This is a genomic window from Hydrogenophaga sp. ANAO-22 (genome assembly GCF_042466645.1).
Lineage (GTDB): Bacteria > Pseudomonadota > Gammaproteobacteria > Burkholderiales > Burkholderiaceae_C > Hydrogenophaga.
In genome coordinates, this window is sequence record NZ_CP159956.1 from 2,979,244 (window position 1) to 3,004,804 (window position 25,561).

Consider the following 25,561-nt stretch of genomic DNA (forward strand, 5'->3'; position numbering starts at 1 on the left):
CATGAGCCTCACTGCCTCTCAAGTCGAACACACCCGCGCGCTGCTGCGCCGCGGCCTGGCCATTCCGGCGCACCCGCTCGCGCTCAACGCACAGCGCCAGCTCGACGTGCGCCGCCAGCGCGCGCTCAGCCGCTACTACCTCGATGCCGGTGCCGGCGGCCTGGCCGTGGGCGTGCACACCACGCAGTTCGCGATCCGCGAGGTGGGGCTGTATGAAGAGGTGCTGCGCCTGGCCATGGAGACCGCGCGCGCCTGGGTCGAACCCGGCCGCGAACTCGCCATGGTGGCCGGCGTGTGCGGCCGCACCGAACAGGCCGTGGCCGAAGCGACCCTCGCGCGCGGCCTGGGCTACAACGCCGGCCTGCTGAGCCTGGCCGCGATGAAGGGCCAGAGCGAGGACGCGCTGATCGCGCACTGCGAGGCGGTGGCGCAAGAGATTCCGCTGATCGGCTTCTACCTGCAGCCCGCCGTGGGCGGCATGAACCTCAGCGCCGCGTTCTGGGCCCGCTTCGCGGCGATTCCGAACGTGGTAGCGATCAAGGTCGCGCCCTTCCACCGCTACCGCACGCTGGACGTGGTGCGCGGCCTGGTGCAGGCGCGCGCCGAAGAGCGCGTGACGCTCTACACCGGCAACGACGACCACATCGTGCTCGACCTGATCACGCCCTTCACCGTGCCGCGCGACGGCCAGCCGGTGACGGTGCGTTTTCGCGGTGGCCTGCTCGGCCATTGGTCGGTGTGGACCTCGGGCGCGGTGCGCATGCTGGAGCTGTGCAAGGCCGCGGCCAAGGGTTCGGTGGTGACGGCCGAGATGCTCGCGCTGGACAGCCGCGTGACCGACTGCAACAGCGCCTTCTTCGACGTGGCCAACGACTTCCACGGCTGCATCGCCGGCTGCCATGAGATCCTGCGCCGCCAGGGTTTGCTCGAAGGCATCTGGTGCCTGGACCCGAACGAAGGCCTGAGCCCGGGCCAGAAGGAAGCCATCGACCGCGTGTGCGCCGAGCACGGCGACCTGGCCGACGACGCCTTCGTGAAGGCCGGCCTGAGCCGCTGGCTCGCGTGACGGAAAGAAGAAACCCACCATGACGCAAAACAGAATCGCCCGCTGGACCGCCCACTACCTGCCCGCCATCGGGCTGTTCGTGGGCTTCATCGTGTTGTGGCAGCTCGCGGTGTCGGTGTTCGGCATCCGCGAATACCTGCTGCCCAGCCCCTACTCGGTGTGGCAGGCCATGCTGAGCGACGAGATTCCCTGGTTCAGCCACGCCTGGATCACGGGTGTGGAAATCCTCGGCGCCTTCGTGCTGGCCGGTGTGGCCGGCGTGATGCTGGGCATGGCCATCGCCTGGTCGCAAGGCATCTCTCGCGCGCTCACGCCCTTCCTGGTGTTCGTGAACACGCTGCCCAAGGTGGCGATCGCGCCGCTGTTCCTGATGTGGCTGGGCTACGGCATCCTGCCCAACATGCTGATCGGCGCGCTGATCGGCTTCTTCCCGGTGGTCATCAACACCGCCGTGGGCCTGACCCAGATCGACCAGGACATGGTGGACCTGGGCCGCGTGTTCAGCGCGCCCAAGTGGAAGGTGTTCATGAAGATCCGCATCCCCAACGCCTACCCCTACATCCTGAGCGCGCTCAAGGTCACCGCCACCTCGGCCGTGGTGGGCGCGGTGGTGGGCGAGTTCGTGGCCTCGCAGAAGGGCCTGGGCTACGTGATCATCACCACGCAGAGCAGCATGAACACGCCGGCCGCGTTCGCCGCGCTGGTGTGGATCTCGGTGCTGGGCCTGCTGCTGTACGGCCTGGTGGCCCTGCTCTCGCGCCTGCTCGCGCCCTGGGCCGAAGAAGCCCCGCGCTGATCAAAGAAAACAACAACCCCTTCCCTCCCCGCCGTTCTCCTCCTCCCCACCCGTCCTCCGAAAGGAAAGCACCATGACTCCCAGGATCGCTGTTTCCGCCGCCGCCGTCTGCGCGGCCCTGCTGGCGCTGCTGCCAGCCACGGCCTCGGCCCAGGCCAAGGAGAAGTTCACCTTCGCCCTCAACTGGTTCGCCGTGGGCGACCACGCCGCCTACTGGGTGGCGCTGGACAAGGGCTACTACGCGCAGCGCGGCCTGGACGTGACGCTGGAAAACTCCAAGGGCTCGGGCGACTCCATCGCCAAGGTGGACACCAACCGCGCCGACGCCGGCCTGGCCGACGCGGTGCCGGTGATCTCGGCCGCCTCGCGCGGCGCGCGCGTGAAGATGGTGGGCATGGTGTTCGACAAGACCCCCATGACCTTCTTCAGCCACGCCGACGCGCCGCTGCTCAAGCCCAAGGACCTCGAAGGCAAGACCGTGGCCGCGCCCGCCGGCGACAGCCAGCGCCTGGCCTTCCCCGCTTTCGCGCGCCTGAACCAGATCGACCCGAACAAGGTCAGCTGGGTCAACATCGAGCCCACCGCCAAGGTCGCCTCCATCGCCGAGAAGCGCGTGGACGGCGTGGCCGACTACACCACCGGCCAGCCCTTCTACGACAAGGCCATGGGCCCGGGCAAGGCCGTGCGCCTGCAGTGGGCCGACTACGGCTTCGACCTCTACGCCATGTCCATCATCGCGGGCGAGAAGACCATGGCCGACAAGCCCAAGCAGCTCAAGGCCTTCCTCGAAGCCTCGTACATGGGCTGGCGCGACGTGATGGCCAACCCCAAGGAAGCGCTGGCCATCTTCAAGAAGCGCGTGCCCGAGATCGACGTCGCCATCATCGAAGCCAACATGATGATGGGCTTCGACCTCATGCGCACCAGGAACTACGCCGACAACGGCATCGGCTGGATCGACGAGAAGAAGATGTGCGCCTCCACCGACATCGTCAACACCTACATGGGCCTGCCCAAGAAGGTGGATTGCAAGACGGTGTTCAGCACCGAGTACTTCACCAAGGTGGCGATGCCGCTGCCGGTCAAGTAAGCCCACAGCGCGCAAGAAACCAGGCATGCAGGACACCGACGAGATGAGCCCAGCAACAGAACAAACGGATGGCGTGGCCTCGGGCCGCGTCCTCATCGAGGTGGACCATGCCGGCATGATCTACCAGGCCGAGAGCGGCCCGGTGGAGGCCTTGCGCGACATTTCGCTGCAGATCCGCGAAGGCGAGTTCGTGGCGCTGGTCGGCCCCAGCGGCTGCGGCAAGTCCACGCTGATGCGCGCCATCGCCGGCCTGCGCCCCGTCACCAGCGGGCGCATCCTGGTCGACGGCGTGCCGGTGGACAAGCCGATCCCCAAGGTGGGCATGGTGTTCCAGGCCGCGCTGCTGCTCAAGTGGCGCTCGGTGCTCGACAACGTGCTGCTGCCGGTGGAACTCTCCGGCGGCAACCCCGCGCAGTACCGCGAGCGCGCGCACGCGCTGCTCAAGATGGTGGGCCTGGGCGACTTCGCGAACAAGCGGCCGGGCGAGCTCTCGGGCGGCATGCAGCAGCGCGCCTCGCTCTGCCGCGCGCTGATCCTGGACCCGCCCATCCTGCTGATGGACGAGCCCTTCGGCGCGCTCGACGCCATGACGCGCGACGAGATGAACATCGAGCTGCTGCGCATCTGGGGTGAGAGCAGCAGCGGCGGGCAGCGCAAGACCATCGTGTTCGTCACGCACTCGATTCCCGAGGCCGTGTTCCTGGCCGACCGCGTGGTGGTGATGTCGCCGCGCCCGGGCCGCGTGGCCAACATCCGCCAGGTGGACATCGCGCGCCCGCGCACCGCCGAGACGCGCGCCGACCCGGCGCTGGGCCGCATGTCCTTCGAGCTGTACACCGAACTCTCGGGCGCCACCGGCCGGCGCGAGACGCGGGCCGGCCCGCAGTGGTGAACCTTCGCCACCGCCCGCGCGGCTGAAAGAGCGGCCCCGTGCGCATCGCCCTGTGCAACGAGGTGCTGGCGCCGCTGCCGTTCGCCCGCCAGTGCGAGGTGGCGGCCGCCCTGGGCTACGACGGGCTGGAGGTGGCGCCCTTCACGCTGGGCGAGCAACCCTTGTCGAGCGCGCGGCGCAGCGGACTGCGCCGCGCGGCGGCGGACGCGGGCATCGAGGTCTCGGGCCTGCACTGGCTGCTGCGGCAGCCGGCGGGCCTGTCCATCACCTCGGCCGACACCGCCGTGCGCGCCCGCACGCTCGACACCCTGCGCCACCAGATTGACCTCTGCGCCGACCTCGGCGGCGCGGTGCTGGTGCACGGCTCGCCCGCGCAGCGCCGCCTGCCGCCGGGTGAGGAAGCCGCCGCGCGCGAACGCGGCATCGAGGCCTTCGCCGCCGTGGCGGCGCACGCGCAGGCGGCCGGCGTCGTCTACTGCATCGAACCCCTGGCCGCGCCCGAGGCCGACTTCATCCACACCGTGGCCGAGGCCGCCGCCATCGTGCGCGCCATCGGCCGTCCCGCGCTGCGCACCATGCTCGACTGCTGCGCCGCCGCGCGCGCCGAGGCCGAGCCGGTGCCTGCCGTGCTCGCGCGCTGGCTGCCCACCGGCCTGCTCGCCCACGTGCAGGTGAACGACCCCAACCTGCGCGGCCCCGGCCAGGGCGCGCTGGCCTTCGCCGACATCCTGCGCACGCTGCGCCAGCACGGCTACGCCGGCTGGGTGGCGGTGGAGCCCTTCGACTACCAACCCGATGGCCCCATGGCCGCCGCCCGCGCCATCGGTTACCTGCGGGGCCTGCTGGAGGCCCTGCATTGAGGAAATGACCGCCATGCCCACCGCCCCCCGCGTCCAAGTGTTGTCCGTCGAGCGCTTCGAGTCGCCCTACCGGCTGCGCCTGCCGTTCCGCTTCGGCGTCATCACCGTGACCGAAGGCCGCCAGGCCATCGTGCGCGTGCGCGTGCGCCACGAGAACGGGCGCGAAGGCACGGGCTACGCCGCCGAAGCGCTGGGCGCCAAGTGGTTCGACAAGAACCCCGCGCTCTCCGACGCGCAGAACCACGACCAGCTGCGCAAGGCGCTGGAACTCACCGCCGAAGCCTACGGCGCGGCGCCCCCGCTCAGCGCCTTCGACCTGTATGCCAACCACTACCGCGAGCTGCTGCAGGCCGGCGCCGCGTGCGGCCTGAACCCGCTGGTGACCAGCTACGGCCCGGCCCTGATCGACCGCGCGGTGCTCGACGCGCTGTGCCGCATCGAAGGCCTGAGCTTCTGGCAGGCGATGCAGCACAACCGGCCCGGCATGCGCGCGCACCCCATCGCGCCCGACCTGCAAGGCTTCGCGCTCGCGCCCTTCCTGCGCGGCCTCACGCCACTGACCTCGCTGGCGGTGCGCCACACCGTGGGCCTGCTCGACCCCATCGTGGCGGGCGACCAGGCCGCCGGCACGCGCGTGAACGACGGCTTGCCCGAAACCCTGGAAGAGGTGGTGGCCGCGCACGGCAACCGTTACTTCAAGCTCAAGGTCTCGGGCCAGGCCGACGCCGACCTCGAGCGGCTGCGCCGCATCGCCTCCGTGCTCGACCGCCTGCAAGACCCCTACGTGGTCACGCTCGACGGCAACGAGCAGTACGAGAACGCCGAGGCCATCGCCGCGCTGTGGCAGCGCATGGCCGCCGAGCCCGCGCTGCGCCGCCTGTGCGAGGCCACGCTGCTGATCGAACAGCCCATCAAGCGGCAGATGGCGCTGGCCCAGCCGGTGGCGGCGCTGGCGCGGCACAAGCCCGTGATCATCGACGAGTCCGACGGTGACCTCGACGCCTTCCCTTGCGCCCGCGCGCTGGGCTACACCGGCGTCTCCACCAAGGCCTGCAAGGGCTTCTACAAATCGGTGCTCAACCTCGCGCGCTGCCAGGTGTGGAACCAGGCCGAGGGCCGCGAGACCTTCTTCATGTCGGCCGAAGACCTCACCACCCAGCCCGGCATCAGCGTGCAGCAGGACCTGGCGCTGGTCAGCCTGCTCGGCATCACCCACGTGGAGCGCAACGCCCACCACTTCATCGACGGCTTCAACGGCCGCCCACCGGCCGAGGCCGACGCCTACCTCGCCGCGCACCCCGACCTCTACCACCGGCAGGCCGGTGGCGTGCGCCTGCGCATAGCGCGCGGGCAGCTGGCCCTGGGCTCGCTCGCCGGTGTGGGCTTCGGCTCCGCCGTGGAGCCGGAGCTGAGCGGCACCGCCGCCATGCCACGCGCCGACTGGCCCCCCCACGCATCGGAGACCCCATGAGCAGCATCGACTACGAAAGCCACGACGGCCTGGGCCTGGCGCAGCTGGTCAAGCAAGGCGAGGTGACGCCGCAGGAGCTGCTGGAGGCCGCGCTCGCGCGCATCGCCGCGCACAACCCGGCGCTCAACGCCGTGGTCACGCCGCTGTACGACGCGGCGCGCGCCGAGATCGCGCGCGGCCTGCCGGCCGGGCCGTTCCAGGGCGTGCCCTTTCTCGTGAAAGAGCTGGTGGCCTCGGTGGCGGGCGCGGCCACCACCGCGTCCTCGCGCCTGTACGCGCACAACACCGCGGCGGCCGACAGCGAGATCGTGGCGCGCCTGCGCCGCGCGGGGCTGGTGATCGCAGGCAAGACCAACTCGCCCGAGTTCGGGCTCTCGCCCATCACCGAGTCGCTGCTGTACGGCGTGACGCGCAACCCCTGGAACACCGAGCTCTCGCCCGGCGGCTCCAGCGGCGGCGCGGCGGCGGCCGTGGCCTCGGGCATGGTGCCGCTGGCCCACGCCACCGACGGCGGCGGCTCCATCCGCATCCCGGCCTCGTGCTGCGGCCTCTTCGGCTTGAAGCCCACGCGCGCGCGCATCACCGCCGGCCCCGAAGGCGGCGAAGGCCTCAACGGCCTGGCCCACCAGCACGTGGTGAGCCGCAGCGTGCGCGACAGCGCGGCCCTGCTCGACGCCATCGCCGGCCCCATGCCGGGCGACCCCTACAGCGCCGTGCCGCCCGAGCGGCCCTACCTGGAAGAGATGGGCCGCGCGCCCGGGCGCCTGCGCATCGCCTTCGCCAGAACCGCGCCCACCGGCGTGCCGGTGGACCCGGCCTGCGTGGCCGCCGTGGAAGACGCCGCGCGCCTGTGCGAACAGCTCGGCCACCACGTGGAAGAAGCCTCGCCCGACTACGACGCCCAGGTGGTGGAGCGCGGTTTCGAAATGGTGTTCGCCACCCACACCATGGCCAACATCGCGCGCGCCACCGGCGGCCCCCTGCCCGACCCGGAACTGGTCGAACCCTTGACCTACGCGCTGGCCCAGTTGGGCCGCGTGCCCAGCGCGGCCGAATACATCCTCAACCTGCATGCGCTGCAGCGGCAGTCGCGGCGCATCGCGGGCTTCTTCGAGCGCTTCGACGTGTGGCTCACGCCCACGCTCGCGCAGACGCCCCGGGCCATCGGCCACTTCAACATCCGCTCCAGCGACGTGCGCGACTGGATGAGCAAGCTCGCGGCCTACCTGCCCTTCACCTACCCCTTCAACGTCACCGGCCAGCCCGCGGCCTCGGTGCCGCTGCACTGGACGGCCGACAACCTGCCCATCGGCTGCCAGTTCGCGGCGCGTTATGGCGACGAGGGCCTGCTGCTGCGCCTGTGCGCGCAACTCGAAGCCGCGCGGCCCTGGTTCCACCGGCGCCCGCCGGTGAGCGGCCTCCCGCATGCGCACTGAGGAAACGGTCGACCTGCTCGTCATCGGCGGCGGCGTGGCGGGGCTCACGGCCGCGCTGGTGGCCGCCATCGAAGGCCTGAGCGTGCTGGTCTGCGAGAAGACCGAGCAGCTCGGCGGCACCGCCGCCACCTCGGCCGGCACCGTGTGGATACCCGGCAGCAGCCAGAGCGAGCGCGCCGGCCTGGCCGACCCGGTGGTGCGCGCGCACCACTACCTGGCCGCCGAGATCGACACCGACAGCGGCGCCGACCTGCGCGACACCTTCCTGGCCACCGGCCCGCGCGTGCTCGACTACCTGGCCCAACACTCCTGCGTCAGCTTCGTGCCCGCCGTGCGCCACCCCGACTACCACGACCAGCACGCCGGCGCGGCCATCGGCGGCCGGGCGCTCGTCGCGCGCGCCTTCGACGGGCGCGAACTCGGCCCGGACTTCGCGCGCGTGCGCCCGCCCATGAGCCACATGATGGTGCTGGGCGGCATGTCCGTCAGCAAGGACGACATCGCGCCCCTGCTCAAGCCCCTCGCTTCCCGGGCCGCCTTGCGCCACGTGGTCACCCTGCTGAGCCGCCACGCGCGCGACCGCCTGCGCCACCCGCGCGGCACGCGGCTGGTGATGGGCAACGCGCTCATCGCGCGCCTGCTGCTGAGCCTGCGCCAGCGCGGCGTGGACCCGCTCATGGGCGTGGCCGTGCAGCAGTTGAACGAAGACGGCGGCCGGGTGAGCGGCGCCACGCTCTCGCAAGGCGGGCGCACCTGGCGCGTGCAGGCGCGGTGCGGCGTGGTGCTCGCCTGCGGCGGCTTTGGCCACGCGCCCGAGTGGCGCCAACGCCTGCTGCCCGCGCCCGCGCAGACGCAATCGCTCCTGTTCGAAGGCAACACCGGCGACGGCCTGCGCCTCGCGCAAAGCGTGGGCGCCGCCATCGACGAGACCGGGCACCGCACGCCGGCTTTCTGGGTGCCGGTGTCGGTGCTGCGCCAGGCGGACGGCACCGAGCAGCGCTTCCCGCACTTCGCGCTGGACCGCGCCAAGCCCGGCCTGATCGCGGTGGACGCCAGCGGCCGGCGCTTCGTCAACGAAGGCGACTCGTACCACGACTTCGTGCTCGCGATGCTCAACGCCTCGCCCGAGCCCGCCGTGCCCGCGCACCTGATCTGCGACGCCCACTTTCTGCACCGCTACGGCCTGGGCCTGGTGCGCCCGGGCGCATGGCGGCTGCGGCCCTACCTGCGCGCCGGTTACCTCAAGCGCGCGCCCACGCTGGCCGCGCTCGCGGGCCAGCTCGGCGTCGACCCCGAAGGCCTGCGCGTCACCGTGTCGCGCCACAACGGCTTCGCGCACACCGGCGTGGACCTGGACTACGGCAAAGGCACGAGCGAACTCAACCGCTTCAACGGCGACCCGACCCACACGCCCAACCCCTGCATCGGCCCCATCGCGGCGGCGCCGTTCTACGCGGTGACGGTGTGGCCCGGCGACGCGGGCACCAGCGTGGGCCTGCGCACCGATGTGGACGCGCGGGTGTTAGGCCGCGACGGCCAGGCGATCGAAGGGCTGTACGCGGCCGGGGCCGACATGGCGTCCATCATGCGCGGGCGCTACCCCGGGCCGGGAGTGACGCTGGGGCCGGCGATGGTGTTTGCCTGGCGGGCGGTGATGCACGCGGTGGGGCGGCGCACCTCCACCCAGGTCAGTTCGCCGCGAAGCAGTACATGAGCCCCGCGCTGCCGCTCATCTTGAGCTGATCGACGCTGCAGCCGCGCGTGCCGTGCGACGAGTTCCACGACGCGTTGGCCACCGGGTCGGGGTTGGTGCCCTTGCGGTCGTGGTGGCCCACCATGGCGGAGCCGCCATCGCTCTTGGTCCAGTTGCCGCAGGTGGTGTCCTTGCCGGGCTCGGGCACGGCCAGCGTGCCGTCGGGGCGCGAGCCGGTGAGGATGTCGTGGCGGTTGACCGCATCACCGAATCCGGAGACCACTTCGCCCTTCTCGGTGAGCGAGGTGTCCTTGCCGAGCTTGGCGTTGGCGCTGTGCAGGTCGGCCACGCTGGTGGCGACGACGACGCCCTTCGCATTGGTCCATGGGCCGGAGCCGATGCGGTCGCGCGCATTGACAGCAGCCTGCCCATCCATGGCGGCGGTGCTCAGGTAGGCGCGCCAGGTCTTGCCACCCGCGCCGGCGGCGGTGGCCAGCGACTGGCAGAAGCGGTCCGCGCCGGCCAGGCCGCCGAGGTCGCCGCCCTTGCCCGGGTTGGCGCTGGTGATGAAGAAACCCATGGGGGAGCCGCCCGATGGCTTCATGGCGCCGCAACCCGCGATCAGGGCGACAGTGGCAACGGCGGCGCTGGCGAGAAGAAGGGAACGGCTGGGCATGGGAGGCTCCTGGGCACGGTGGAAGGAAGCCGCAGGCTAGCGCAGCGCCGTGTCAGCGGCAACCGAAGCCACCATCCATGGAGGGGTCTCAGTAAGCCGTCTCGCGGGCTTCCAGCACCAGCGACAGCACCCGGGAGCCCTTGCAGCTCGCCTTGGCGCGCACTCGGCATTCGGCATCGGCCTCGACCGTCAGGCGGCAGTGGTAATCCAGGCCGTCGGTCTCGCCGGGGCTGTGGCCCGGGACGCGGCGAGCCCACAAGCGCCGGCCGTCCACCTCCACGACCAGTTCGTGCGAGGGCTCGGCGGCGTCCGCCAGCACCGACACCAGCAGGGTGGCATCGAGGTCGAAAGTGCGTGCGCGGCCCAGTGCCGCGGGAATCACCAGGGAGGCGACGGATTCGGTGCCCGCGTCATACTTCCAATATTCCAAGGTCATGGGGAAAGTCTAAGCCCACGCCATTCCCCTTTCGACGCGCATGAAAACCTTCCGCATCCAGATTGACGGCCAGGCCGTGGCCGCCGAGGCCGACAGCGAGACCAGCCTGTTCGCGGCGATGGCGCGCGCGGGAATCGAGTGGCCGGTGTCCTGCCGCAACGGCACCTGCCGCACCTGCATCGCCCGCTTGCTGCAGGGGCAGGTGCGCTACGACATTCCCTGGCCTGGCCTGAGCGCCGACGAAAAGCAGGACGGCTATTGCCTGCCCTGCGTGGCCCGGCCCATGGCCGATTTGGTCATTGCCCGGGCTTGAAGCCCGAGCCACCCGACGCTTCGCCCGGCTTGCGATCGGCGGGGTTGGTCTGAGGCGCCCGATCCGGATGCGTCGGGTTCGCGCCCGGCGCGCGGTCGTCGCCAGGGGGCTGTTGGTCGATGGGCTTGCCGGGGGTCTGGCCTGGCGGGTTGGGGGTGATGGACATGTTGCGTGGCTCCTGAGCGTGGCGGGACCGGAAATCGGTCCGAAGGCTCAGTGTCAGGTTGAAGCGCATGCGCCCCGGTAGGCCAACTCTCTGTGGACCTGTAGGCCCTGTCCGGCCTCGTCAAAAAAACGCTGCTGAGTGCGCTTGCTGCTTTCTAGCGGGCAGAAGAAGGATCATCCGCCGTGTAGCGTCTTTCAATCCAGTGTGAGCCGTGGCCGAACTTCTCATTGCCCGCTTCGACCACGGTCCTGAGCGTCTGAAGAACAGCGGGATCCGCTGTCTGCCAATGGGTGGAAGTGGAGGTTTCGCGCTTGAGCTTGCTTGCAGCGGGCGTGCAGCAAATTCGCGCGATGTGGTGCACGCTTTGAACGGTGTGCCCTTTGCCCACGGGTGCCTGCAGGATGCTCATCGCCTTCTCCTGGGGGGTGGGGTCCAAGCGCTCCACCAACAAACAGCTTGCCTTCGAGCTGGGCTCGCGTCTATCGATCCGGCGGGTTTTGAGTAAACGGATGTTTCTGGCGTGGACCGAAAAGCCTTCGCGGGGCGGGGGTGGCCAAGGTGGGATCTGCAACACATTGCAGTCATTCAGCCATTGGCGGTGAAGGTCTAGGACTTGCAGGAAGCGGTGTCACGGCTAGACTGCCGCAATCGGCCAGAAGCGGACATCTGCTCAACTCCCCATGATTGCGCTTGATCCTCGTTTACTCACGCCAACTGAAGCGGCCGTTATCGCTGCTGCCATCAGAAGCGCACCTTTTGGCGGAGGTTTTCAAGTTGATGATGAGTACCTGACTTCAGGACTACGCGTCGTGGGCCGATGTGACTGCGGTTGCGCGAGCATCTTCTTCTCGCCTCAAGAGTGGACCTCGGAGCATCACCGGGTTGTTGAATTCCACCGATCTTTGACCCGAGATTTCCATCGAATACTGACCCACCCGCTTTGTGAGCAAAGTAGCTCACGGTGTGGATAAGTGCTTCGTTTTCTCCTTTTCAGACTTGGTGTGTGGAGCTGCAGCAAAGTGCGCCGCTGTTTGCGCGACTTTGTTGCCTCGATCGATAGCCAGGTTGAGAGTTTGTCGGCGTAGGGATCGAGCTTGCTGGAGCTCGCACGCCTGGCGTAGCGGGGTTCTTCATCGCCCGCCCGCAGGTACTTCTTAACGGTGTTGCGAGCCAGGCCTGTGCGCCTGGAGATCTCGCGAATGGACATCTGCTCGCGCAATGCCCAGCGTCTTATGACACTCAGTGTCGCCACGTCTATCACTCCTGAAATCTCCTGCTGTCAAAAGCAGCAGGATAGGGTTCTTACGTGGGTCAGCTTTAAATGGAAATTGCAGCTCTAACTGGGTCAGTTTTCAATGGAAGACAACAGTGTTCGCGCTCGGCCCTTTCCTTCACACGTTCCAGCTCGGCCGGCGTGAGCCTCAGTGCGATGGGGCGCGAGCTGTTGACGCCGTTGGGCACACGCTTGCGAGTCGAAGAGACGGCTGATCGGGTCATGGCGAAGTAGCTCCTTCCCTGGGCTAGCATTGAGTAACGGAAAAATACACAAGCAAGTGAGAGGCTTGTCTTCTAAATAAGTACTTTGGATGTAGTTTTGAGGAAATATCAGATAATGTCAACCGTCGATGTGGAAGAATTAGTTACTCGTTTTCGTGCCGAGCTGGACCGGTTTGGCTCGATCGCCGAAGCCTCCCGGAAAATCGGCGAGCCGAATGGAGCCGGTCTTCGCGACGTTTGCAATGGCCGCAAGCGCCTTACGGCCGAGTTGCTGGCGCGGTTTGCTGCCGAGGGCGTGGACGCTCTCTACGTTCTGACGGGCGAGCGCCTTGTCAAGCGATCGGGCCTGAATCCGATGCTGCGCGCCGTGGTGGATGACCTCGAACGTTGCTCTCCGGAGAAGCAGGTCGAGGCGGTGAAGTACGTGGGCATGCTCGCCGCAGGCATGACGCCGCCACCATTGCCCACGGTGCCAATTGCTCCAGCGCGAAAGCCCCAGGCCAAGGGCTAAGCACTCTCCAAGCGAAAGAAGAGCAGCTGACCCCGATCGCTCCAGATCACGCCTTCGGAGACTTCGGCGAACTCGGCCTCGGTGGCGCCGCGCCGTCTTCCTCACTCTCGTCCAACCCCTCGTCGCTCAGCGGGTCGCCGGCTTCGGCGTCGTCGATGAAGGCGAGGTCGGGGTCTTCGTCGTCGGAGGCCGCGTCCGTGCCGCCGGGCGTGATCACGTGGTCCACGCCGATGTCCCAGCCATCGCGCTTGCCGCCGTCGCCACCGGCGCTGCGGCTCTCGCCGGTGCCTGCGGCGTCGCTCGGCGAGGCCAGGGCGTCGGGCGACAGCAAGCTGGGGCGCTGTTCGTCGCGGGTGTCGAAGTCGGCGGGCGCGTTGGGGTCGCCGCCGTCGCTGTCGGCAATGCCCATCATGTCGCTGCCGCTGTCGGAGGAGTCGCCGGGGCCGAGCGACGCGGTGTCGCGGCCGGCGGGTTCGGGTGGTGCAGGGGTGGTGCCCTGGATGCTGCTGCGTGCCATGGTGTGGTTTCCTTTCGGGTCGATGGGCGCGGTGTGCCGCGCCCACAGGGTCTCCGGCAGTTGGCGTGCCCGCCCGTCTGCCCTGGGCGCGGTGCCCGGCCTGTTCCCCGAGGTCTGCAAGTTTTGCCGCTCAGGGCAGAAACACCACGGAAGGCAATGCGCTGAACACCACCGCCGCCGTGGCAATGACGGTGGACCCTCGCGCGATGCGGTAGCTCCAGCCCGGCAGGCGGCCTTCGGCGTGCCGGGCTTTCAGTCGAACGTCGTGCACGCCCACGGCCAGCAGCGCGATCGCCGTGGCGCCCCAGGCCACCGCGTTGGCCGTCCACTGGTGCGGCCAGATCTCGCTCGCCGCCCAGATCACCATGAAGTGCGCGAACCAGATGGCCAGGGCCGTGACGATCGGCCGCCCGCTCGAGGGCTGGAGCGCCTTCACAGGCCGCCCCACGGCAGCACGCGCGGCAACAGCAGGCCGGCCGCGCCTTCGCACGCGGCAAACATGAACAGGATGCGCAGCGCCTCCAGGGTCTTGTTGGCCGGGCCCGGTGCCAGGCCGCGCATCCAGCGCGCCAGGTAGTACACGGCCGAGAGCGCGACCGCCAGCACGATGGAACTGTGCCACGCCAACATGGCATAGACCGCCGCGCCTTGCCCGCTGGCATCGCCGCGCAGCCCGGCGTTCCACCAGTCGAGGCAGTCCACCGCCAGCGCCGCGACGAGGCACACCATGCTCAGCGCCATGGCGATGGCGCTGAGCCCGCTGCCGCGCCTGAACCTCGCCAGCAAGGGCCGGGCCGCGTAGGCCAGGCCTGCCGAGGCGCCGAGCAGCAGCAGGCCAGGCGCCAGCGCGCCGCGTGGCGCGGTGATGCGCCACCAGTCCGGGTGGGCGCCGAACAGGTACAGGTAGGAAAACATCGCCATCAGAAAGATCATTCCGAGCACGATGACCAGCAGCACCGCGGCCCACCAGCCGTGCGATTGCGGGCCGGTCACGTAGGTGGGCAGCAGGATGCCTCCGCCCGCGTCCACCTGCTTCTGCGGGATGTGCCGGTCGTTGTGCCAGACCCAGCGCATCACGCAGACGATGGTGAGCACGCCGCAGATCGCACTCAGCGTCAAGGCCTTCACCGTGAGCAGCAGGAAGAAGCCGGCGGTGAAGAGCGCCGCCAGCAGCGGCGACCAGGCGGGCCCCGGCATGATCTGCACGTACTGCGGCTCGGCGCGCGAGCTGCTGGTGATCAGCGTCTCGCGCGCGCCGGTGGTGGTGCCGGGCAGGAAGTAGCGCCCGGCCTCGACGTTCTCGCGCAGCCGGGCATCGGCCCACAGGGGTTCGAGGGAGCTGACGACGGGAATGGATCGGATGCCGTAGTTGCCGGTGGACAGCCACTCCAGCGTGCCGCCGTGGTAGACGTTGCGGGCGTTCCCCCCGCCGCCGCCCATGCCCTGGCGGCTGTAGCAGCGGATGGCGTCGATCAGGAAGAGCAGCACCCCGGCCGCCATGATGAAGGCGCCCACGGTCGAGATCAGGTTGGGCACCTCCATGGACCGACCGGGCAGGTAGGTGTCCACGCGCCGGGGCATGCCCATCAGCCCGCTCAGGTGCATGGGCAGGAAGCAGACGTGCACACCGACGAAGTTGAGCCAGAAGACCCAGCGCCCCACGCGCTCGGAGAGTTGCTGGCCGTTGATCATCGGCGTCCAGTAGTAGAACGCGGCGAACAGCGGGAACACCATGCTGCCGATCAGCACGTAGTGGAAGTGCGCGACGACGAAGTAGGTGTCGTGGACCTGGCCGTCGAAAGCGACCATCCCCACCATCACGCCGGTGAGGCCACCCATCACGAAGATGAGGATGCCGCCGACAAGAAACAGCGAGGGCACGTTGCGCTGGATCCTGCCCGCCGCGAGCGTGGCGATCCACGCGAACACCTGGGCGCCCGCCGGGATGGCCACCGCCATCGACGCGGCGGAGAAGTAGCCGGCCGACAGGCCGGGCAGGCCCACCGTGAACATGTGGTGGGCCCAGACCCCGAAGCTGATGAAGCCGGTGGCGATCAGCGCCAGCACCACGATCTCGTGGCCGACCAGCGGTTTCTGCGCGACCGTGACGATCATGGTCGAGAGCATGGCCGAGGCCGGGATGAAGATGATGTAGACGTCGGGGTGGCCGAAGAACCAGAACAGGTGCTGGTACAGCAGCGGGTCGCCGCCGCGCGTGGCGTCGAACAGCGGCCAGTTGAAGGCGCGCTCGAGCTCCAGCAGGAAGGTCACCATGATCATCGCGGGGAAGGCCAGGATGATCATCACGCCGAAGATCAGCACCGCCCAGGCGTAGAGCGGCATCTTCGCCAGCGTCATGCCGGGGGCGCGCGTGCGCAGCACGCCCACGGTGAGTTCGATGGCGCCGGCGATCGCGCTGATCTCGATGAAGCCGATGCCCAGCAGCCAGAAGTCGGCGTTGATGCCCTGGGCGTAGACCGCCGAGCTCAGCGGCGGGTACATGAACCAGCCGCCGGACGGCGCCAGGCTGAAGAAGATCGAGCAGAAGAAGACGACGCCGCCGATCAGGTAGGCCCAGTACGAATACGCCGACAGCCGCGGGAACGGCAGGTCGCGCGCGCCGATCATCTGCGGCAGCAGCAGCACGGCGATGGCCTCGACGGCGGGCACGGCGAACAGGAACATCATCACCGAGCCGTGCATGGTGAACAGCTGGTTGTAGGTCTCCTGCGGCACGATGCCGGCCAGCGGCGCGGACAGCTGCACGCGCATCACCAGCGAGAGCACACCGGCGGCGACGAAGAAGCCGAAGGCCGTGACGATGAACAGGAAGCCGATGAAGTTGTTGTTGACGGCGCTGAAGGCGCGCCAGCCCGTGGGCGTTTCCCAGACCTTCTTCAGTTCCTCGAGCTCACCTCGCGGCCTTCGGCCCTTGGTGGGAAAACGCTCGTAGAGCCGCGCGTCGAAACCGGTTTCCGACGGCGCGCTCGCCGCGTCGTCGAGCGCGCCCGCCACGCCGGAGGGAATCCGGCTCGTCACTTCAAGGACTCCATGTACGCGGCCAAGGCGTGCAGCTCGGCGGCCTGCAGCGAGCGGTAGGCGGGCATGCGGTTGTTGGGCTTGATCGACTGGCTGTCGCCGATCCAGCCGATCAGCGTGCCGCGGTTGTTGGGCAGGATGCCGGCGCCGAGCGACTGCCGCGAACCGATGTGCGTGAGGTCGGGGCCCGAGAGGCCTTGCGCGGCCGTGCCGGCGATGCGGTGGCAGGCCGCGCAGCCCATGTCGCCGAAGAGCTGGCGGCCGCGCAGCACCTCGTCGTTGACGGGGGCTGCGGCCGGGGCCGGCGGTGGCTGCTGGCGCGCCAGGCGCGCCTCGCGCCAGCGCTGCCAGTCGGCCGGCTCGTGCGCCACCACCACGAAGCCCATCAGCGAGTGCGCCCCGCCGCAGAATTCGGCGCATTGCCCGCCGTAGACGCCCGCCTTGTCGGCCTGCAGCTTGAGCCGGTTGGTGCGGCCCGGGATCATGTCCATCTTGCCGCCGAGCTTGGGCACCCAGAAGCTGTGGATCACGTCCTCGGACACCATGTCCACCACCACCGGCTGGCCCACCGGGATGTGCAGTTCGTTGGCGTCGGCGTGGGTCTCGTTGCCCGCCGCATCCAGGTAGGACACGCGCCACCAGTAGATGTTGCCCGAGACGCGCATGCGCAGCTCGTCGCCCTTGATGGTGCTCATGCCAGCGGCCAGCGTCAGGCCCCAGACCAGCAGCAGGAAGAGGATGCCGGTCGGGACGATGAGCCCGAACCATCTGACGACGCCTTCGCCACCGAGCCTGGCGCGCAATTCGTCGCTGCCGTACAGCGCCACCCAGAGGGCCGCGCAGACCAGCACGAAGATCAGCGTGACGAGCGCGATCAGCACCCAGGCGAGCGAGGTGACCGTGTTCGAGAACGGGCCGTGCGGATCGAGCACGGGCGGGGGCCAGCCGCTCAGGGCCTCAGCGAGACTGGAGCGTGAGGAGGTAGGCTGTGACATCGCGGGCTTCCTGGTCTGACATCGTGATGGCCGGCATGGCCGTCCCGGGCACCAGCCCGGGCGCGTTTCTGACGAACTGCATCAGCACGCCGGGCTGGTTCGGCAACTGCCCGGCGATCAGGCCCTGCCGGGCGAAGCCGTGCAATGAGGGCCCGAGCCCGCCGCGCGGCCACTTCACGTCGGGGAAGGTGTGGCAGGCCACGCAGCCTTTGTCGGCGACGAGGCGTCGGCCGGTGGCGGCGTCGGCGTCGCCCAGCGTCGGCGTGCGGTCGGGCGGGCCGTCGCAGGCCACCAGGCTGAAGCAGGCCAGCACCAGCCAGCGGCCGCAATAGCCCCTCCATGTGCCGCCGGGGCCCGGCATGAACGATGATCTAGTTTCCATGCGCACCCACCCGCTGCTGCACACCCACCGGCCCGCCCACACCGGCAGGCTGTGGCTGGCCCTGTGCGCCCTGCTCCTGACGACGGCCTGCACCGACCGCAAGACCCCCAGCGACGACCGCTGGAGCCGCAGCGGCGAACTCATCGCGATGAGCGGCGGCGAAGCCGGCGCGCGTTACGCCTGCGCGACCTGCCACGGTGTGCGCGGCGAGGGCAATGGTTTCGACGCGCCGCGGCTCGCCGGCCTGCCGGCGGGCTACCTGCAGAAGCAGATGGAAGACTACGCCGCCGGCCTGCGGCCACACGAGGTGATGCGCGACGTGGCGCGTTTTCTCGACAGCCACGAACGCGTGCGGGTGGCCAACCACTACGCCGCCTTGCCGCCGCAGGCGGTGGCACCCGCCACGCAGGAAACCATCGATGCCACGACGCCGGCGCTGTATGCGCGCGCGTGCCAGCAGTGCCACGGCGCCGAAGGCGTGGGCAGCGAGAACGGGCCGCCGCTGAACGCCCAGCCGGCCTTCTACCTGAGCCAGCAATTGCAGGACTGGCAGCGGTCGAAACGGCGCAATGACGGCAAGCATGGGATGTTGGAGGTGGCGCAGCAGCTCGATGCCGGGCAGGTCAGGCAACTGGGCCTTTATCTGGCGCGGATCCCACCACGCCCGGCGAGTCCGGGCCGTTGAGGTCGAACATCGAAGGCAGGACGCGGTCGCGCTTGATCACGTAGTGCAGCACGGCCGCCCCGGCATGGCCGGGAATGAGGAGCGCCGTGATCCACACGATCCAGAAGTGGGCGGTCGCGGCCCACTGCATCAGGCGGTGCTGCAGGCCCTCGGACAACTGATCGAAAGGCAGGTTGGGGAACGGGATCAGGCCCGCGATCGACAGCGGCAGGTCGCTGGGCAAGGTGGACCACATCACCCAGCCGCTGATCGGCAAAGCGAAAAAGCTGACGTAGAACCAGGTCTGCAGCAGGCGGCTGGCCTTGCCCGCCAACGAGGCCTCGTCCACGGTGTCGGGGCCGCTGAGCTGGCTGTGCCAGAACAGGCGCAGCGTGCCCAGCAGCATGATCGTCAGGCCGATCTGCGTGTGGGTCTGGTAACCGACGTACTTGTCGCCCCCCACCGGCTGCCAGCCCAGGTACCAGCCATGCGCCAGCTGGAAGATCATCAGCGCCGCCATCACCCAGTGGAAGGTGACGCCGATCGGCGAGTACAGGCCGCGCCGGTTGTAGCCCTCGGCCCATTCGATGGCGGCAATGAGGTTCATGCGAGGTCGGCGCGCACGGCGCGCGCGCGTTCGGCGCCCATCCAGCGCCAGCCGATCCACATCGCCGCGGCCAGGTAGGCGATGCTGCCCGGCGCCCACATCGTGATGCCGGCGAGTTGCTGGTCTTCCAGCGGCGCCACGCCCCAGCTCAGGGCGGACGCGAAGTGCGGCGGATACAGCGGCCGCCCGGCGAAGGTGATCAAGGCGCCCAGCAGCCCCATCCACACCGTCGTGACCAGCACGGCGCCCATCGCCGCGGCCGGCGCGGCTCGACGCACCGCGAGCCAGAACGCCATGGCGCTGGCCAGCAGCGTGCCTTGCATCAGCGCGTAGATCCCGTCCGACGACAGGGCCGCCGCGTACGGCGCCGGCGCATGCCAGATCCAGAACACCACGGTGGCGATGGCCGTGGCGCTCCAGAGCGACACCGGCAAGCGCCGCAGCCAGGGCTCCAGACCGAACACCAGCAAGGGCGCCATCACCAGCACGAGCGCGAGGTGGTGGATCACCCGCACGGTGAAGAAGGCCGAGCTCAGCGCGCACAGCGGCGACACGTAGAGCACCACCGCGAGGGCCCACGCGCCGCGCAGGCTCAGGCGCCGGCTGGGCGTGGCGTCGCTCCCCACCGGCATGCGCCAGAGGGCCAGCGCCGCCAGCAACAGAACGGCCCCGAGCACGGGGTCGAGGTTCCATCGGCTCAGCCAGACCTCCGGGCCGGGTGCCTCGCCGCAGTAGGGAACCCACCTCCTCAGTTCGTCCAAGGCATGTACCTCCACGTGCATGACACCACGGAGCGACATCGTGCACTGTTCGGTGGCGAACAGACACCTGCCCCAGCCCCTGGCGATCATGGCCTCAGCAACACCGCTGTTGGACCGTGAATACCCGCATGCATGCCCTCTTCGCCCTCTCCTCCGTGCCGCTCTTCCTGGGCGCGCTGCTCAGCGACTGGGCCTACGCCGGCAGCCAGGAAATCCAGTGGCTCAACTTCGCCGCGTGGCTGAACGCGGGCGGCTTGCTGATCGCCGGCCCGGTGCTGTTGTGGGCCGCCGTGGACGCGCTGCGTGCGTCGGCGCACCGTCCACGTGGGGGCCTGCTCTATCTGGCCTTGCTGCTGATCACCTTCGTCGTCGGCTTCGTCAACGCCTTGATCCACGGCAAGGATGGCTGGGCCACGATGCCGGCCGGCCTGATCCTGTCGGCCGTGGTGCTGGTGCTCGCCGTGGCGGCCAGCGCGAGCGGGCTTGCCGGTTTTCTGCGGAGGACGGCATGACGGCCCGGGCCCTGTGGATGGGCGCCACCCTGGCCTTGGCGGCCGCGGCGAGCGGCGCACAGCAACCCGCCAACCCCGAGCTGCCGCCCCCGCAGCGGGGCTTGCTGCCGAGCATGCGCATCGCGGAACCCGCCGGCTGGGGCGAGCGCCGGCCCACCGTGCCGCCAGGCTGGACGATCAAGTCCATCGCCACCGACATGAAAGTCCCGCGCCAGTCGCTGGTGCTGCCCAATGGCGACATCCTGGTGGCCGAAGGCAAGGGCGGCGGTGCGCCGACCCTGCGGCCCAAGGACTACATCGCCGGCATCATCAAGGCCAAGGGCAACACCGCCGTCAAGGGCGGCGACCAGCTGACCTTGTTGCGCGATGCCGATGGCGATGGCACCTACGAAGGCCGATGGGTCTACGCGAAGGACCTCAATGCGCCCTACGGCCTGGCGCTGGTGGGCAACAAGCTGTACGTCGCCAACCAGGACGAACTGGTGCGCTTCGATTACGTGGCCGGGCAGACCCAGGCCACGGCGGCGCCCGTGAGCGTCACCAAGCTGCCTTCGGCGGTCAACCACCACTGGACGAAGTCGCTCGCGGCCGATGCCGAGGGCCGTTACCTCTACGTGGGCATCGGCTCCAACAGCAACATCGGCGAGCGCGGCATGGCGGTGGAAGAGAACCGCGCCGTGGTCTGGCAGATCGACGCCAGCCATGGCGCCACGCGCACCTTCGCCACCGGCCTGCGCAACCCCACGGCGCTGGCGTTCGAGCCCACCAGCCGGCAGCTCTGGGCCGTGGTGAACGAGCGCGACGAGCTCGGCCCCGACCTCGTGCCGGACTACCTCACGTCGGTGCGGGAAGGCGTGTTCTACGGCTGGCCCTATGCGTACTGGGGCCCGAACGTCGACCGCCGCGTGCAGCCCCAGGACGACAAAAAAGTGCAGGCCTCCGTGCGCCCGGACTTCGCCCTGCCGTCGCACTCGGCGCCTCTGGGGCTGTCCTTCGTGCAGCCTGGGTCCGCGGCGCCGTTCGCCGCGGGGGCGTTCATCGGCATGCACGGCAGCTGGAACCGCGACGAGCCTGTGGGCTACAAGGTGGTATTCGTGCCCTTCGCCAACGGCCGCCCCAGCGGCCCGGCGGTCGACTTCGTCACCGGCTTCCAGAGCGACGGCAAGACCATGGGCCGACCGGTCGGCGTGACCGTGGACCCCAAGGGCGCCTTGATCGTGGCGGACGACCTGTCCAACACCGTCTGGCGCGTGACGCCGGCGCGCTGAGCACGGGGCGGGGCCCCGGCCCCGTCACGCGCGTGCCGGATGCCGACTACCAGGCCGCGAACACTTCTTCGGCGATGCCGAAGGCGGTGCTCGCGCCGGTGCCGCTGGTCACGAGCACGAGGCGCGTGGCATCGTCGGGGGCGTCGATGAAGCAGTCGCGGGTGGCGGACGAGGGGTAGGTGCCGACCCACCGGGCGCTGACGGTCGCCTGCTGGAGCTGGAGCGTCTCGCGAAGGTGGCGCAGGATCAATGCGTCCACGTGCTCTTGCGCGAACGGCTCGGGTGCCGCGCCGTAGTGATGCGAGTCACCCACCACCAGCGAACCGTCGGCGCTTTGCACCACGATGAGGTGGATGCCGTGGGCCAGCGATTCGCTCTCTTCGTGCCGCAGCTGGGCGAGCAAGGGCGCGGCTTCGGGCAACTGGCTGTAGCCGTGATAACGAACCAGGCTCAGATCGCCCATCACCGAGCCCGGCAGCCGGAACCCGGCCTCTGGCGTGACCCGCAACATCTGCAGTTGGCACAGGCGCAAGTCTTGCGCGGCCAGCCGCTCGGAAAACAGGCCGTGCAGTTCGGCGTTGGTGCACACGGCCACGCGATCGGCGTGCAGCACGGCGCGCGAGGTTCGAACGCGCGGCGTGGCGACCTCCAGCACGGCTTCGCCAAAGCGGAAGACCACGCCGTGCCGCTCGGCCAACCAGCGGGCCAGCAAGCCGATGGCGGTGCGGGACTCCACCCGCATGTCATGCGGGCTGTACAGGACGGCCTGCGCTTCATCCAGCCGCAGCACCGGTGCACGGCGCTCGGCTTCGGCCGGCGTGAGCAGCTCGCAGCCTTCACCCATCTCCGTGCGCATGAAGGCTTCCACCACGGCGCGCGCCAGCGGTCGCCGCGCGCAGAGGTACAGGCCGCGGTGCAGGACGTCGATGCCGGCTTGTGGGGCCACCGTGTCCCACACCTCGCGCGAGCGGCGCGCCCGGCGCCAGGTGCTGCCCGCGCCTTGGCCCGTGACCGTGACGAAGCCGAAGTTGCGGATCGACGCACCGATGCAGGCGGCGTCGCGCTCGACCACGCAGACCTTCAGGCCTCGGCTGGCCGCCGTGTAGGCATGGGCCAGGCCCACGATGCCGGCGCCCACGACGATCAGGTCGAAGTGGGACGGCGCGGTGGTGGGCGTGTGAAGGATGTCCGTCATTTTTTTGGAGTTCGATGAGAAACAGGCCAGGCGCCTTTTTCAGATGAATCGTTTTCGCACCTTGGCCGACACCAGGTCGATCAGAGAGACCGTCACCACCAGGATCAACAGCACCGCGGCGGTCTGCCCGTACTGGAAGCTGCGGATCACCTCGTACAGCACCACCCCGATGCCGCCGGCGCCCACCATGCCCACCACCGAGGCGGAGCGCACGTTCGACTCGAAACGGTACAAGGTGAAGCTGAGCCACAGCGGCAGCACCTGCGGAATGACACCGTGGATCACCTCCACCAGACGGTGGCCCCCGGTGGCGCGGATGCCTTCGACCGGGCGCGGGTCGATGGCTTCCACCGACTCGGAGAAGAGCTTGGCGAGCGTGCCGGTGGTGTGGATGGCCAGCGCCAGCACACCTGCGAACGGACCCAGGCCGACCGCCACGATGAACAGCATCGCGAACACCATTTCATTGATGGCTCGGCAGGCGTCCATGAGGCGGCGCATGGGCTGGTACACCCAGGGCGGTGCCACGTTCGAGGCGCACAGCAACCCGGCCGGGACCGCCGCCACGAGCGCCAACACCGTGCCCCAGATGGCGATGTGCACGGTGACCAGCATCTCATTGGCGTAGATGCGCCAGTCGCGGAAGTCCGGCGGGAAGAAGTCGCTGGCGTAGGTGCCGATGTTGCCGGCGTCGCGGATCAGATCGAGTGGCCGGATCTCCGCACCGCGCCAGGCCCAGGCCAGCACGCCCAGCACCACGGCCCACGCCAGGTAGGTCAGCAGGCCCGGCCGCTCGCTTTCGGCGCGCGCCCTCAGTCGATCCAGCGCCGCCGCGCTGGGCGCGGTGCGGGGGAGGGTCGTGGCGTTCACAGCTTCAGGGCCGCCAGCCTGGCGTCGATGTCGGCGATCTGCTTGGCCCGCGTCGCGGCATCCAGCGCGGTGTCGTTTTCGATCTTGCTGCGGTCCTTGAACAGCTCGAGCTGACGGATTGGCACCAGCTGGTCATTGCTCGACTCGCGGAAGCCCCCGTAGTTGTAGATGTTCTTGAGAATCGTCTTTTCCTGCTCGTCGGTCTTGGCGTAGTTCAGGATGAAGCCCTTGAGCTTGGCCTTGACGGCCGGGTCCAGGTCCTTGCGCCAGACGAAGGGGTCGCTGGGGATCAGGGGGCTTTCCCACAGAACGCGAATCTGGCTGGCCAGCTCGGGCTTGTTGGCCTTGAGCTTGTCCAGCTCTTCGGTGTTGTTGGTGGCCACATCGATCTGGCGGGCCAGCACGGCCTGGATGTTGGCGCCGTGGCTGGCGTTGCGTGCGGTCTTGAAGGCCGTGCGGTAGTCGATCTTGTTCTGCGAGAACAGGTAGAAGGTGGGGACGAGGAAGCCGGACGTGGAGTTCGGGTCGCCGATGCCGAAGTTCAGCGACTTTCCGTTCTTCACCACGTCGTCCCACGACTTCAGCGGGCTGTCCTGGCGGGTGATGAGCAGGCTCTTGTAGCCGAAGCTGCCGTCGGCGAACATGACCTGCGCGAAGACCTCGCCGTTGGCGCGATCGACCGCTTCCATGGCCGACTTGTTGCCGTACCAGGCCACCTGGATCTTGTTGAAGCGCATGGCCTCGATCACGCCCGCGTAGTCGGGTGCGTAGAAGGACTTGACGCTCAGGCCCGTCTTCTTCTCCATGTCGCGGAAGAAGGGCTCCCAGCGTTCGCGCTGGGTGGAGGCCGAGTCGGTGGCGATGATGCCGAAGTTGATGTCCTGCGCATGGGCGACGGTGGCCGCGAGCGACAGCGCGGCGATGGCCAGGGTGTGAAGCTTGAACATGGAATTTCCTTTGGGAGGTTGGGGTGTGAGAGAAGCGGGCGCCGGCCTCAGGCCGCCAGCGCCAGTGGGAACATGTCGCGCGCAGGGGCCTCGGTGCCGGGCTCGTGCAGCAGTTCCGCCGCGGCGGTCCCATAGAGGTGCTGGAGGAAACCCGGCGTCAGTGCATTGCTGGGGCCGTCGTAGACCAGGGCGCCATCGCGCAGCGCCACCACGCGATCGCAGTAGCGCTGCGCCAGCGCCACGTGGTGAAGGCTCACCACCAGCGTCATGCCCGACTCGCGGTTCAGGGCGGCCAGTTGCTCCATCACGCGGTGGGTGGACTGCGGATCCAGGGACGCGACCGGCTCGTCGGCCAGCACCAGTTCGGCGCCTTGCAACAGGACGCGCGCGATGGCCGCGCGTTGCTGCTGCCCACCCGACAGCGTGGACGCGCGCTGGAAGGCTTGAGGCATCAGGCCGATGGCATCGAGCGCGTCCAAGGCCCGGGCCTGGTCGCTCATGTCGTACCGGCCGGCGAGTGCGCGCCACAGCGGCGCCTCCGCGGCCAGGCCCGTCATCACGTTTTGCATCACGCTCAGGCGGCCGACCAGGTTGAACTGCTGAAAGATCACGCCGATGCGCCGCCGCAGGGCGCGGATGTCCGGGCTGAGCCGGCCCCGCGCCTGCAGCAACTGGCCGAAGGCCTCGATGCGCCCGCCGTCCGGGTCGGTGGTTTCGAGCCCGCACAGGCACCGGATCAGCGTCGACTTGCCGGAGCCGGACGCCCCCAGCAGGGCCACGCGCTCACCGCGCTGGACCTCCAGGGACACATTGCGCAATGCCTGATGGCCGCCGTAGCTGCGGTGCACGGCGCTTGCGCTCAAGACGATGGGATTCATGGAATGGAGGCCTTGCGCGCCGG

At 69.2% G+C, this 25,561-nt stretch carries 28 protein-coding genes and 1 pseudogene; 13 read left to right on the forward strand and 16 right to left on the reverse strand.

All coding sequences use genetic code 11. The features are described 5' to 3' along the window. Nucleotide 1: 1 nt before the first annotated feature. The 8 genes from ABSY19_RS14380 to ABSY19_RS14415 all read left to right on the forward strand — a co-directional run bounded on the left by ABSY19_RS14380 (nucleotide 2) and on the right by ABSY19_RS14415 (nucleotide 9,325). Nucleotides 2-1,066, forward strand: coding sequence for a dihydrodipicolinate synthase family protein (locus ABSY19_RS14380; RefSeq protein ID WP_382152470.1), 1,065 nt, complete (start codon nucleotides 2-4; stop codon nucleotides 1,064-1,066). Nucleotides 1,067-1,085: 19 nt separating this feature from the next. Then, nucleotides 1,086-1,862, forward strand: a complete 777-nt coding sequence (locus tag ABSY19_RS14385; RefSeq protein ID WP_291120880.1) for an ABC transporter permease — start codon at nucleotides 1,086-1,088, stop codon at nucleotides 1,860-1,862. Nucleotides 1,863-1,935: 73 nt separating this feature from the next. Next, the gene (locus ABSY19_RS14390; protein WP_382152473.1) at nucleotides 1,936-2,952 is read left to right on the forward strand and encodes an ABC transporter substrate-binding protein; all 1,017 of its coding nucleotides are present in this window, start codon (nucleotides 1,936-1,938) and stop codon (nucleotides 2,950-2,952) included. 115 nt (nucleotides 2,953-3,067) lie between these two features. Beyond that, entirely contained in the window at nucleotides 3,068-3,844 is a 777-nt protein-coding gene (locus tag ABSY19_RS14395) for an ABC transporter ATP-binding protein (protein WP_382163806.1), read from the forward strand. Nucleotides 3,845-3,882: 38 nt separating this feature from the next. Further along, entirely contained in the window at nucleotides 3,883-4,704 is an 822-nt protein-coding gene (locus ABSY19_RS14400; protein ID WP_382152476.1) for a sugar phosphate isomerase/epimerase family protein, read from the forward strand. Nucleotides 4,705-4,717: 13 nt separating this feature from the next. Further along, nucleotides 4,718-6,175, forward strand: coding sequence for a mandelate racemase (locus ABSY19_RS14405; RefSeq protein ID WP_382152479.1), 1,458 nt, complete (start codon nucleotides 4,718-4,720; stop codon nucleotides 6,173-6,175). Then, complete coding sequence (locus ABSY19_RS14410; protein WP_382152481.1) at nucleotides 6,172-7,611, forward strand: amidase; 1,440 nt, start codon at nucleotides 6,172-6,174, stop codon at nucleotides 7,609-7,611. The genes ABSY19_RS14405 and ABSY19_RS14410 overlap by 4 nt, the downstream gene beginning before the upstream one ends. Further along, complete coding sequence (locus tag ABSY19_RS14415) at nucleotides 7,601-9,325, forward strand: FAD-dependent oxidoreductase (RefSeq protein WP_382152484.1); 1,725 nt, start codon at nucleotides 7,601-7,603, stop codon at nucleotides 9,323-9,325. Before ABSY19_RS14410 ends, ABSY19_RS14415 begins: the two co-directional genes overlap by 11 nt. On the opposite strand, the gene ABSY19_RS14420 is transcribed toward ABSY19_RS14415, so the two are convergent. Both ABSY19_RS14420 and ABSY19_RS14425 read right to left on the reverse strand, forming a co-directional pair. Beyond that, nucleotides 9,300-9,980: a hypothetical protein gene (locus tag ABSY19_RS14420; RefSeq protein WP_382152487.1), complete on the reverse strand. Its 681-nt coding sequence runs from the start codon at nucleotides 9,978-9,980 to the stop codon at nucleotides 9,300-9,302. The genes ABSY19_RS14415 and ABSY19_RS14420 overlap by 26 nt on opposite strands. Nucleotides 9,981-10,068: 88 nt before the next feature. Further along, a complete protein-coding gene (locus tag ABSY19_RS14425) occupies nucleotides 10,069-10,416 on the reverse strand; it encodes a hypothetical protein (protein ID WP_382152490.1) in 348 nt (115 codons plus the stop codon). A gap of 40 nt (nucleotides 10,417-10,456) precedes the next feature. Here ABSY19_RS14425 and ABSY19_RS14430 point away from each other — a divergent pair, with 40 nt between their 5' ends. Further along, nucleotides 10,457-10,729, forward strand: coding sequence for a 2Fe-2S iron-sulfur cluster-binding protein (locus ABSY19_RS14430; RefSeq protein ID WP_382152493.1), 273 nt, complete (start codon nucleotides 10,457-10,459; stop codon nucleotides 10,727-10,729). On the opposite strand, the gene ABSY19_RS14435 is transcribed toward ABSY19_RS14430, so the two are convergent. The 3 genes and pseudogenes from ABSY19_RS14435 to ABSY19_RS14445 all read right to left on the reverse strand — a co-directional run. Beyond that, the gene (locus ABSY19_RS14435) at nucleotides 10,713-10,895 is read right to left on the reverse strand and encodes a hypothetical protein (RefSeq protein ID WP_382152496.1); all 183 of its coding nucleotides are present in this window, start codon (nucleotides 10,893-10,895) and stop codon (nucleotides 10,713-10,715) included. The two genes, ABSY19_RS14430 and ABSY19_RS14435, sit on opposite strands and share 17 nt — an antisense overlap. A 154-nt stretch (nucleotides 10,896-11,049) precedes the next feature. Continuing rightward, nucleotides 11,050-11,304: a hypothetical protein gene (locus ABSY19_RS14440; RefSeq protein WP_382152499.1), complete on the reverse strand. Its 255-nt coding sequence runs from the start codon at nucleotides 11,302-11,304 to the stop codon at nucleotides 11,050-11,052. 594 nt (nucleotides 11,305-11,898) lie between these two features. After that, nucleotides 11,899-12,156: pseudogene (locus tag ABSY19_RS14445) on the reverse strand (IS21 family transposase); the annotation flags it as partial. 351 nt (nucleotides 12,157-12,507) lie between these two features. Here ABSY19_RS14445 and ABSY19_RS14450 point away from each other — a divergent pair. After that, complete coding sequence (locus ABSY19_RS14450; protein ID WP_382152502.1) at nucleotides 12,508-12,903, forward strand: hypothetical protein; 396 nt, start codon at nucleotides 12,508-12,510, stop codon at nucleotides 12,901-12,903. 46 nt (nucleotides 12,904-12,949) lie between these two features. On the opposite strand, the gene ABSY19_RS14455 is transcribed toward ABSY19_RS14450, so the two are convergent. The 5 genes from ABSY19_RS14455 to ABSY19_RS14475 all read right to left on the reverse strand — a co-directional run bounded on the left by ABSY19_RS14455 (nucleotide 12,950) and on the right by ABSY19_RS14475 (nucleotide 17,836). Next, entirely contained in the window at nucleotides 12,950-13,420 is a 471-nt protein-coding gene (locus ABSY19_RS14455; protein WP_382152505.1) for a hypothetical protein, read from the reverse strand. A 130-nt stretch (nucleotides 13,421-13,550) separates the two neighbouring features. After that, nucleotides 13,551-13,856 carry a hypothetical protein gene (locus ABSY19_RS14460; RefSeq protein ID WP_382152508.1) on the reverse strand — a complete coding sequence of 102 codons (306 nt, stop codon included), beginning with the start codon at nucleotides 13,854-13,856 and terminating at the stop codon, nucleotides 13,551-13,553. After that, nucleotides 13,853-16,459, reverse strand: a complete 2,607-nt coding sequence (locus tag ABSY19_RS14465; RefSeq protein ID WP_382152511.1) for a cbb3-type cytochrome c oxidase subunit I — start codon at nucleotides 16,457-16,459, stop codon at nucleotides 13,853-13,855. The genes ABSY19_RS14460 and ABSY19_RS14465 overlap by 4 nt, the downstream gene beginning before the upstream one ends. Then, complete coding sequence (gene coxB, locus ABSY19_RS14470) at nucleotides 16,456-17,454, reverse strand: cytochrome c oxidase subunit II (RefSeq protein ID WP_382152514.1); 999 nt, start codon at nucleotides 17,452-17,454, stop codon at nucleotides 16,456-16,458. The genes ABSY19_RS14465 and coxB overlap by 4 nt, the downstream gene beginning before the upstream one ends. Beyond that, nucleotides 17,417-17,836, reverse strand: coding sequence for a c-type cytochrome (locus ABSY19_RS14475; protein ID WP_382152517.1), 420 nt, complete (start codon nucleotides 17,834-17,836; stop codon nucleotides 17,417-17,419). The genes coxB and ABSY19_RS14475 overlap by 38 nt, the downstream gene beginning before the upstream one ends. On the opposite strand from ABSY19_RS14475, the gene ABSY19_RS14480 reads away from it, so the two are divergent. Then, complete coding sequence (locus ABSY19_RS14480; protein WP_382152520.1) at nucleotides 17,835-18,521, forward strand: c-type cytochrome; 687 nt, start codon at nucleotides 17,835-17,837, stop codon at nucleotides 18,519-18,521. The genes ABSY19_RS14475 and ABSY19_RS14480 overlap by 2 nt on opposite strands. Here the strand turns inward: ABSY19_RS14480 and ABSY19_RS14485 are convergent. Continuing rightward, nucleotides 18,460-19,107: a cytochrome b gene (locus tag ABSY19_RS14485; protein WP_382152523.1), complete on the reverse strand. Its 648-nt coding sequence runs from the start codon at nucleotides 19,105-19,107 to the stop codon at nucleotides 18,460-18,462. The two genes, ABSY19_RS14480 and ABSY19_RS14485, sit on opposite strands and share 62 nt — an antisense overlap. Then, the gene (locus ABSY19_RS14490) at nucleotides 19,104-19,868 is read right to left on the reverse strand and encodes a cytochrome c oxidase assembly protein (RefSeq protein WP_382152526.1); all 765 of its coding nucleotides are present in this window, start codon (nucleotides 19,866-19,868) and stop codon (nucleotides 19,104-19,106) included. Before ABSY19_RS14490 ends, ABSY19_RS14485 begins: the two co-directional genes overlap by 4 nt. Before the next feature lie 128 nt (nucleotides 19,869-19,996). On the opposite strand from ABSY19_RS14490, the gene ABSY19_RS14495 reads away from it, so the two are divergent. Together ABSY19_RS14495 and ABSY19_RS14500 are read left to right on the forward strand one after the other, a co-directional pair. Further along, nucleotides 19,997-20,380 carry a hypothetical protein gene (locus ABSY19_RS14495; RefSeq protein ID WP_382152529.1) on the forward strand — a complete coding sequence of 128 codons (384 nt, stop codon included), beginning with the start codon at nucleotides 19,997-19,999 and terminating at the stop codon, nucleotides 20,378-20,380. Next, nucleotides 20,377-21,648 carry a PQQ-dependent sugar dehydrogenase gene (locus tag ABSY19_RS14500; protein ID WP_382152532.1) on the forward strand — a complete coding sequence of 424 codons (1,272 nt, stop codon included), beginning with the start codon at nucleotides 20,377-20,379 and terminating at the stop codon, nucleotides 21,646-21,648. The genes ABSY19_RS14495 and ABSY19_RS14500 overlap by 4 nt, the downstream gene beginning before the upstream one ends. Nucleotides 21,649-21,694: 46 nt before the next feature. On the opposite strand, the gene ABSY19_RS14505 is transcribed toward ABSY19_RS14500, so the two are convergent. The 4 genes from ABSY19_RS14505 to phnC are packed head-to-tail and all read right to left on the reverse strand — an operon-like array spanning nucleotide 21,695 to nucleotide 25,538. Beyond that, complete coding sequence (locus ABSY19_RS14505) at nucleotides 21,695-22,843, reverse strand: TIGR03364 family FAD-dependent oxidoreductase (protein WP_382152535.1); 1,149 nt, start codon at nucleotides 22,841-22,843, stop codon at nucleotides 21,695-21,697. Between the two features lie 39 nt (nucleotides 22,844-22,882). Beyond that, entirely contained in the window at nucleotides 22,883-23,668 is a 786-nt protein-coding gene (gene phnE / locus ABSY19_RS14510; RefSeq protein WP_382163808.1) for a phosphonate ABC transporter, permease protein PhnE, read from the reverse strand. Between the two features lie 41 nt (nucleotides 23,669-23,709). Further along, nucleotides 23,710-24,660: a phosphonate ABC transporter substrate-binding protein gene (gene phnD / locus ABSY19_RS14515; RefSeq protein WP_382152538.1), complete on the reverse strand. Its 951-nt coding sequence runs from the start codon at nucleotides 24,658-24,660 to the stop codon at nucleotides 23,710-23,712. A 47-nt stretch (nucleotides 24,661-24,707) separates the two neighbouring features. Further along, the gene (gene phnC / locus ABSY19_RS14520) at nucleotides 24,708-25,538 is read right to left on the reverse strand and encodes a phosphonate ABC transporter ATP-binding protein (RefSeq protein WP_382152542.1); all 831 of its coding nucleotides are present in this window, start codon (nucleotides 25,536-25,538) and stop codon (nucleotides 24,708-24,710) included. Between the last annotated feature and the right edge of the window lie 23 nt (nucleotides 25,539-25,561).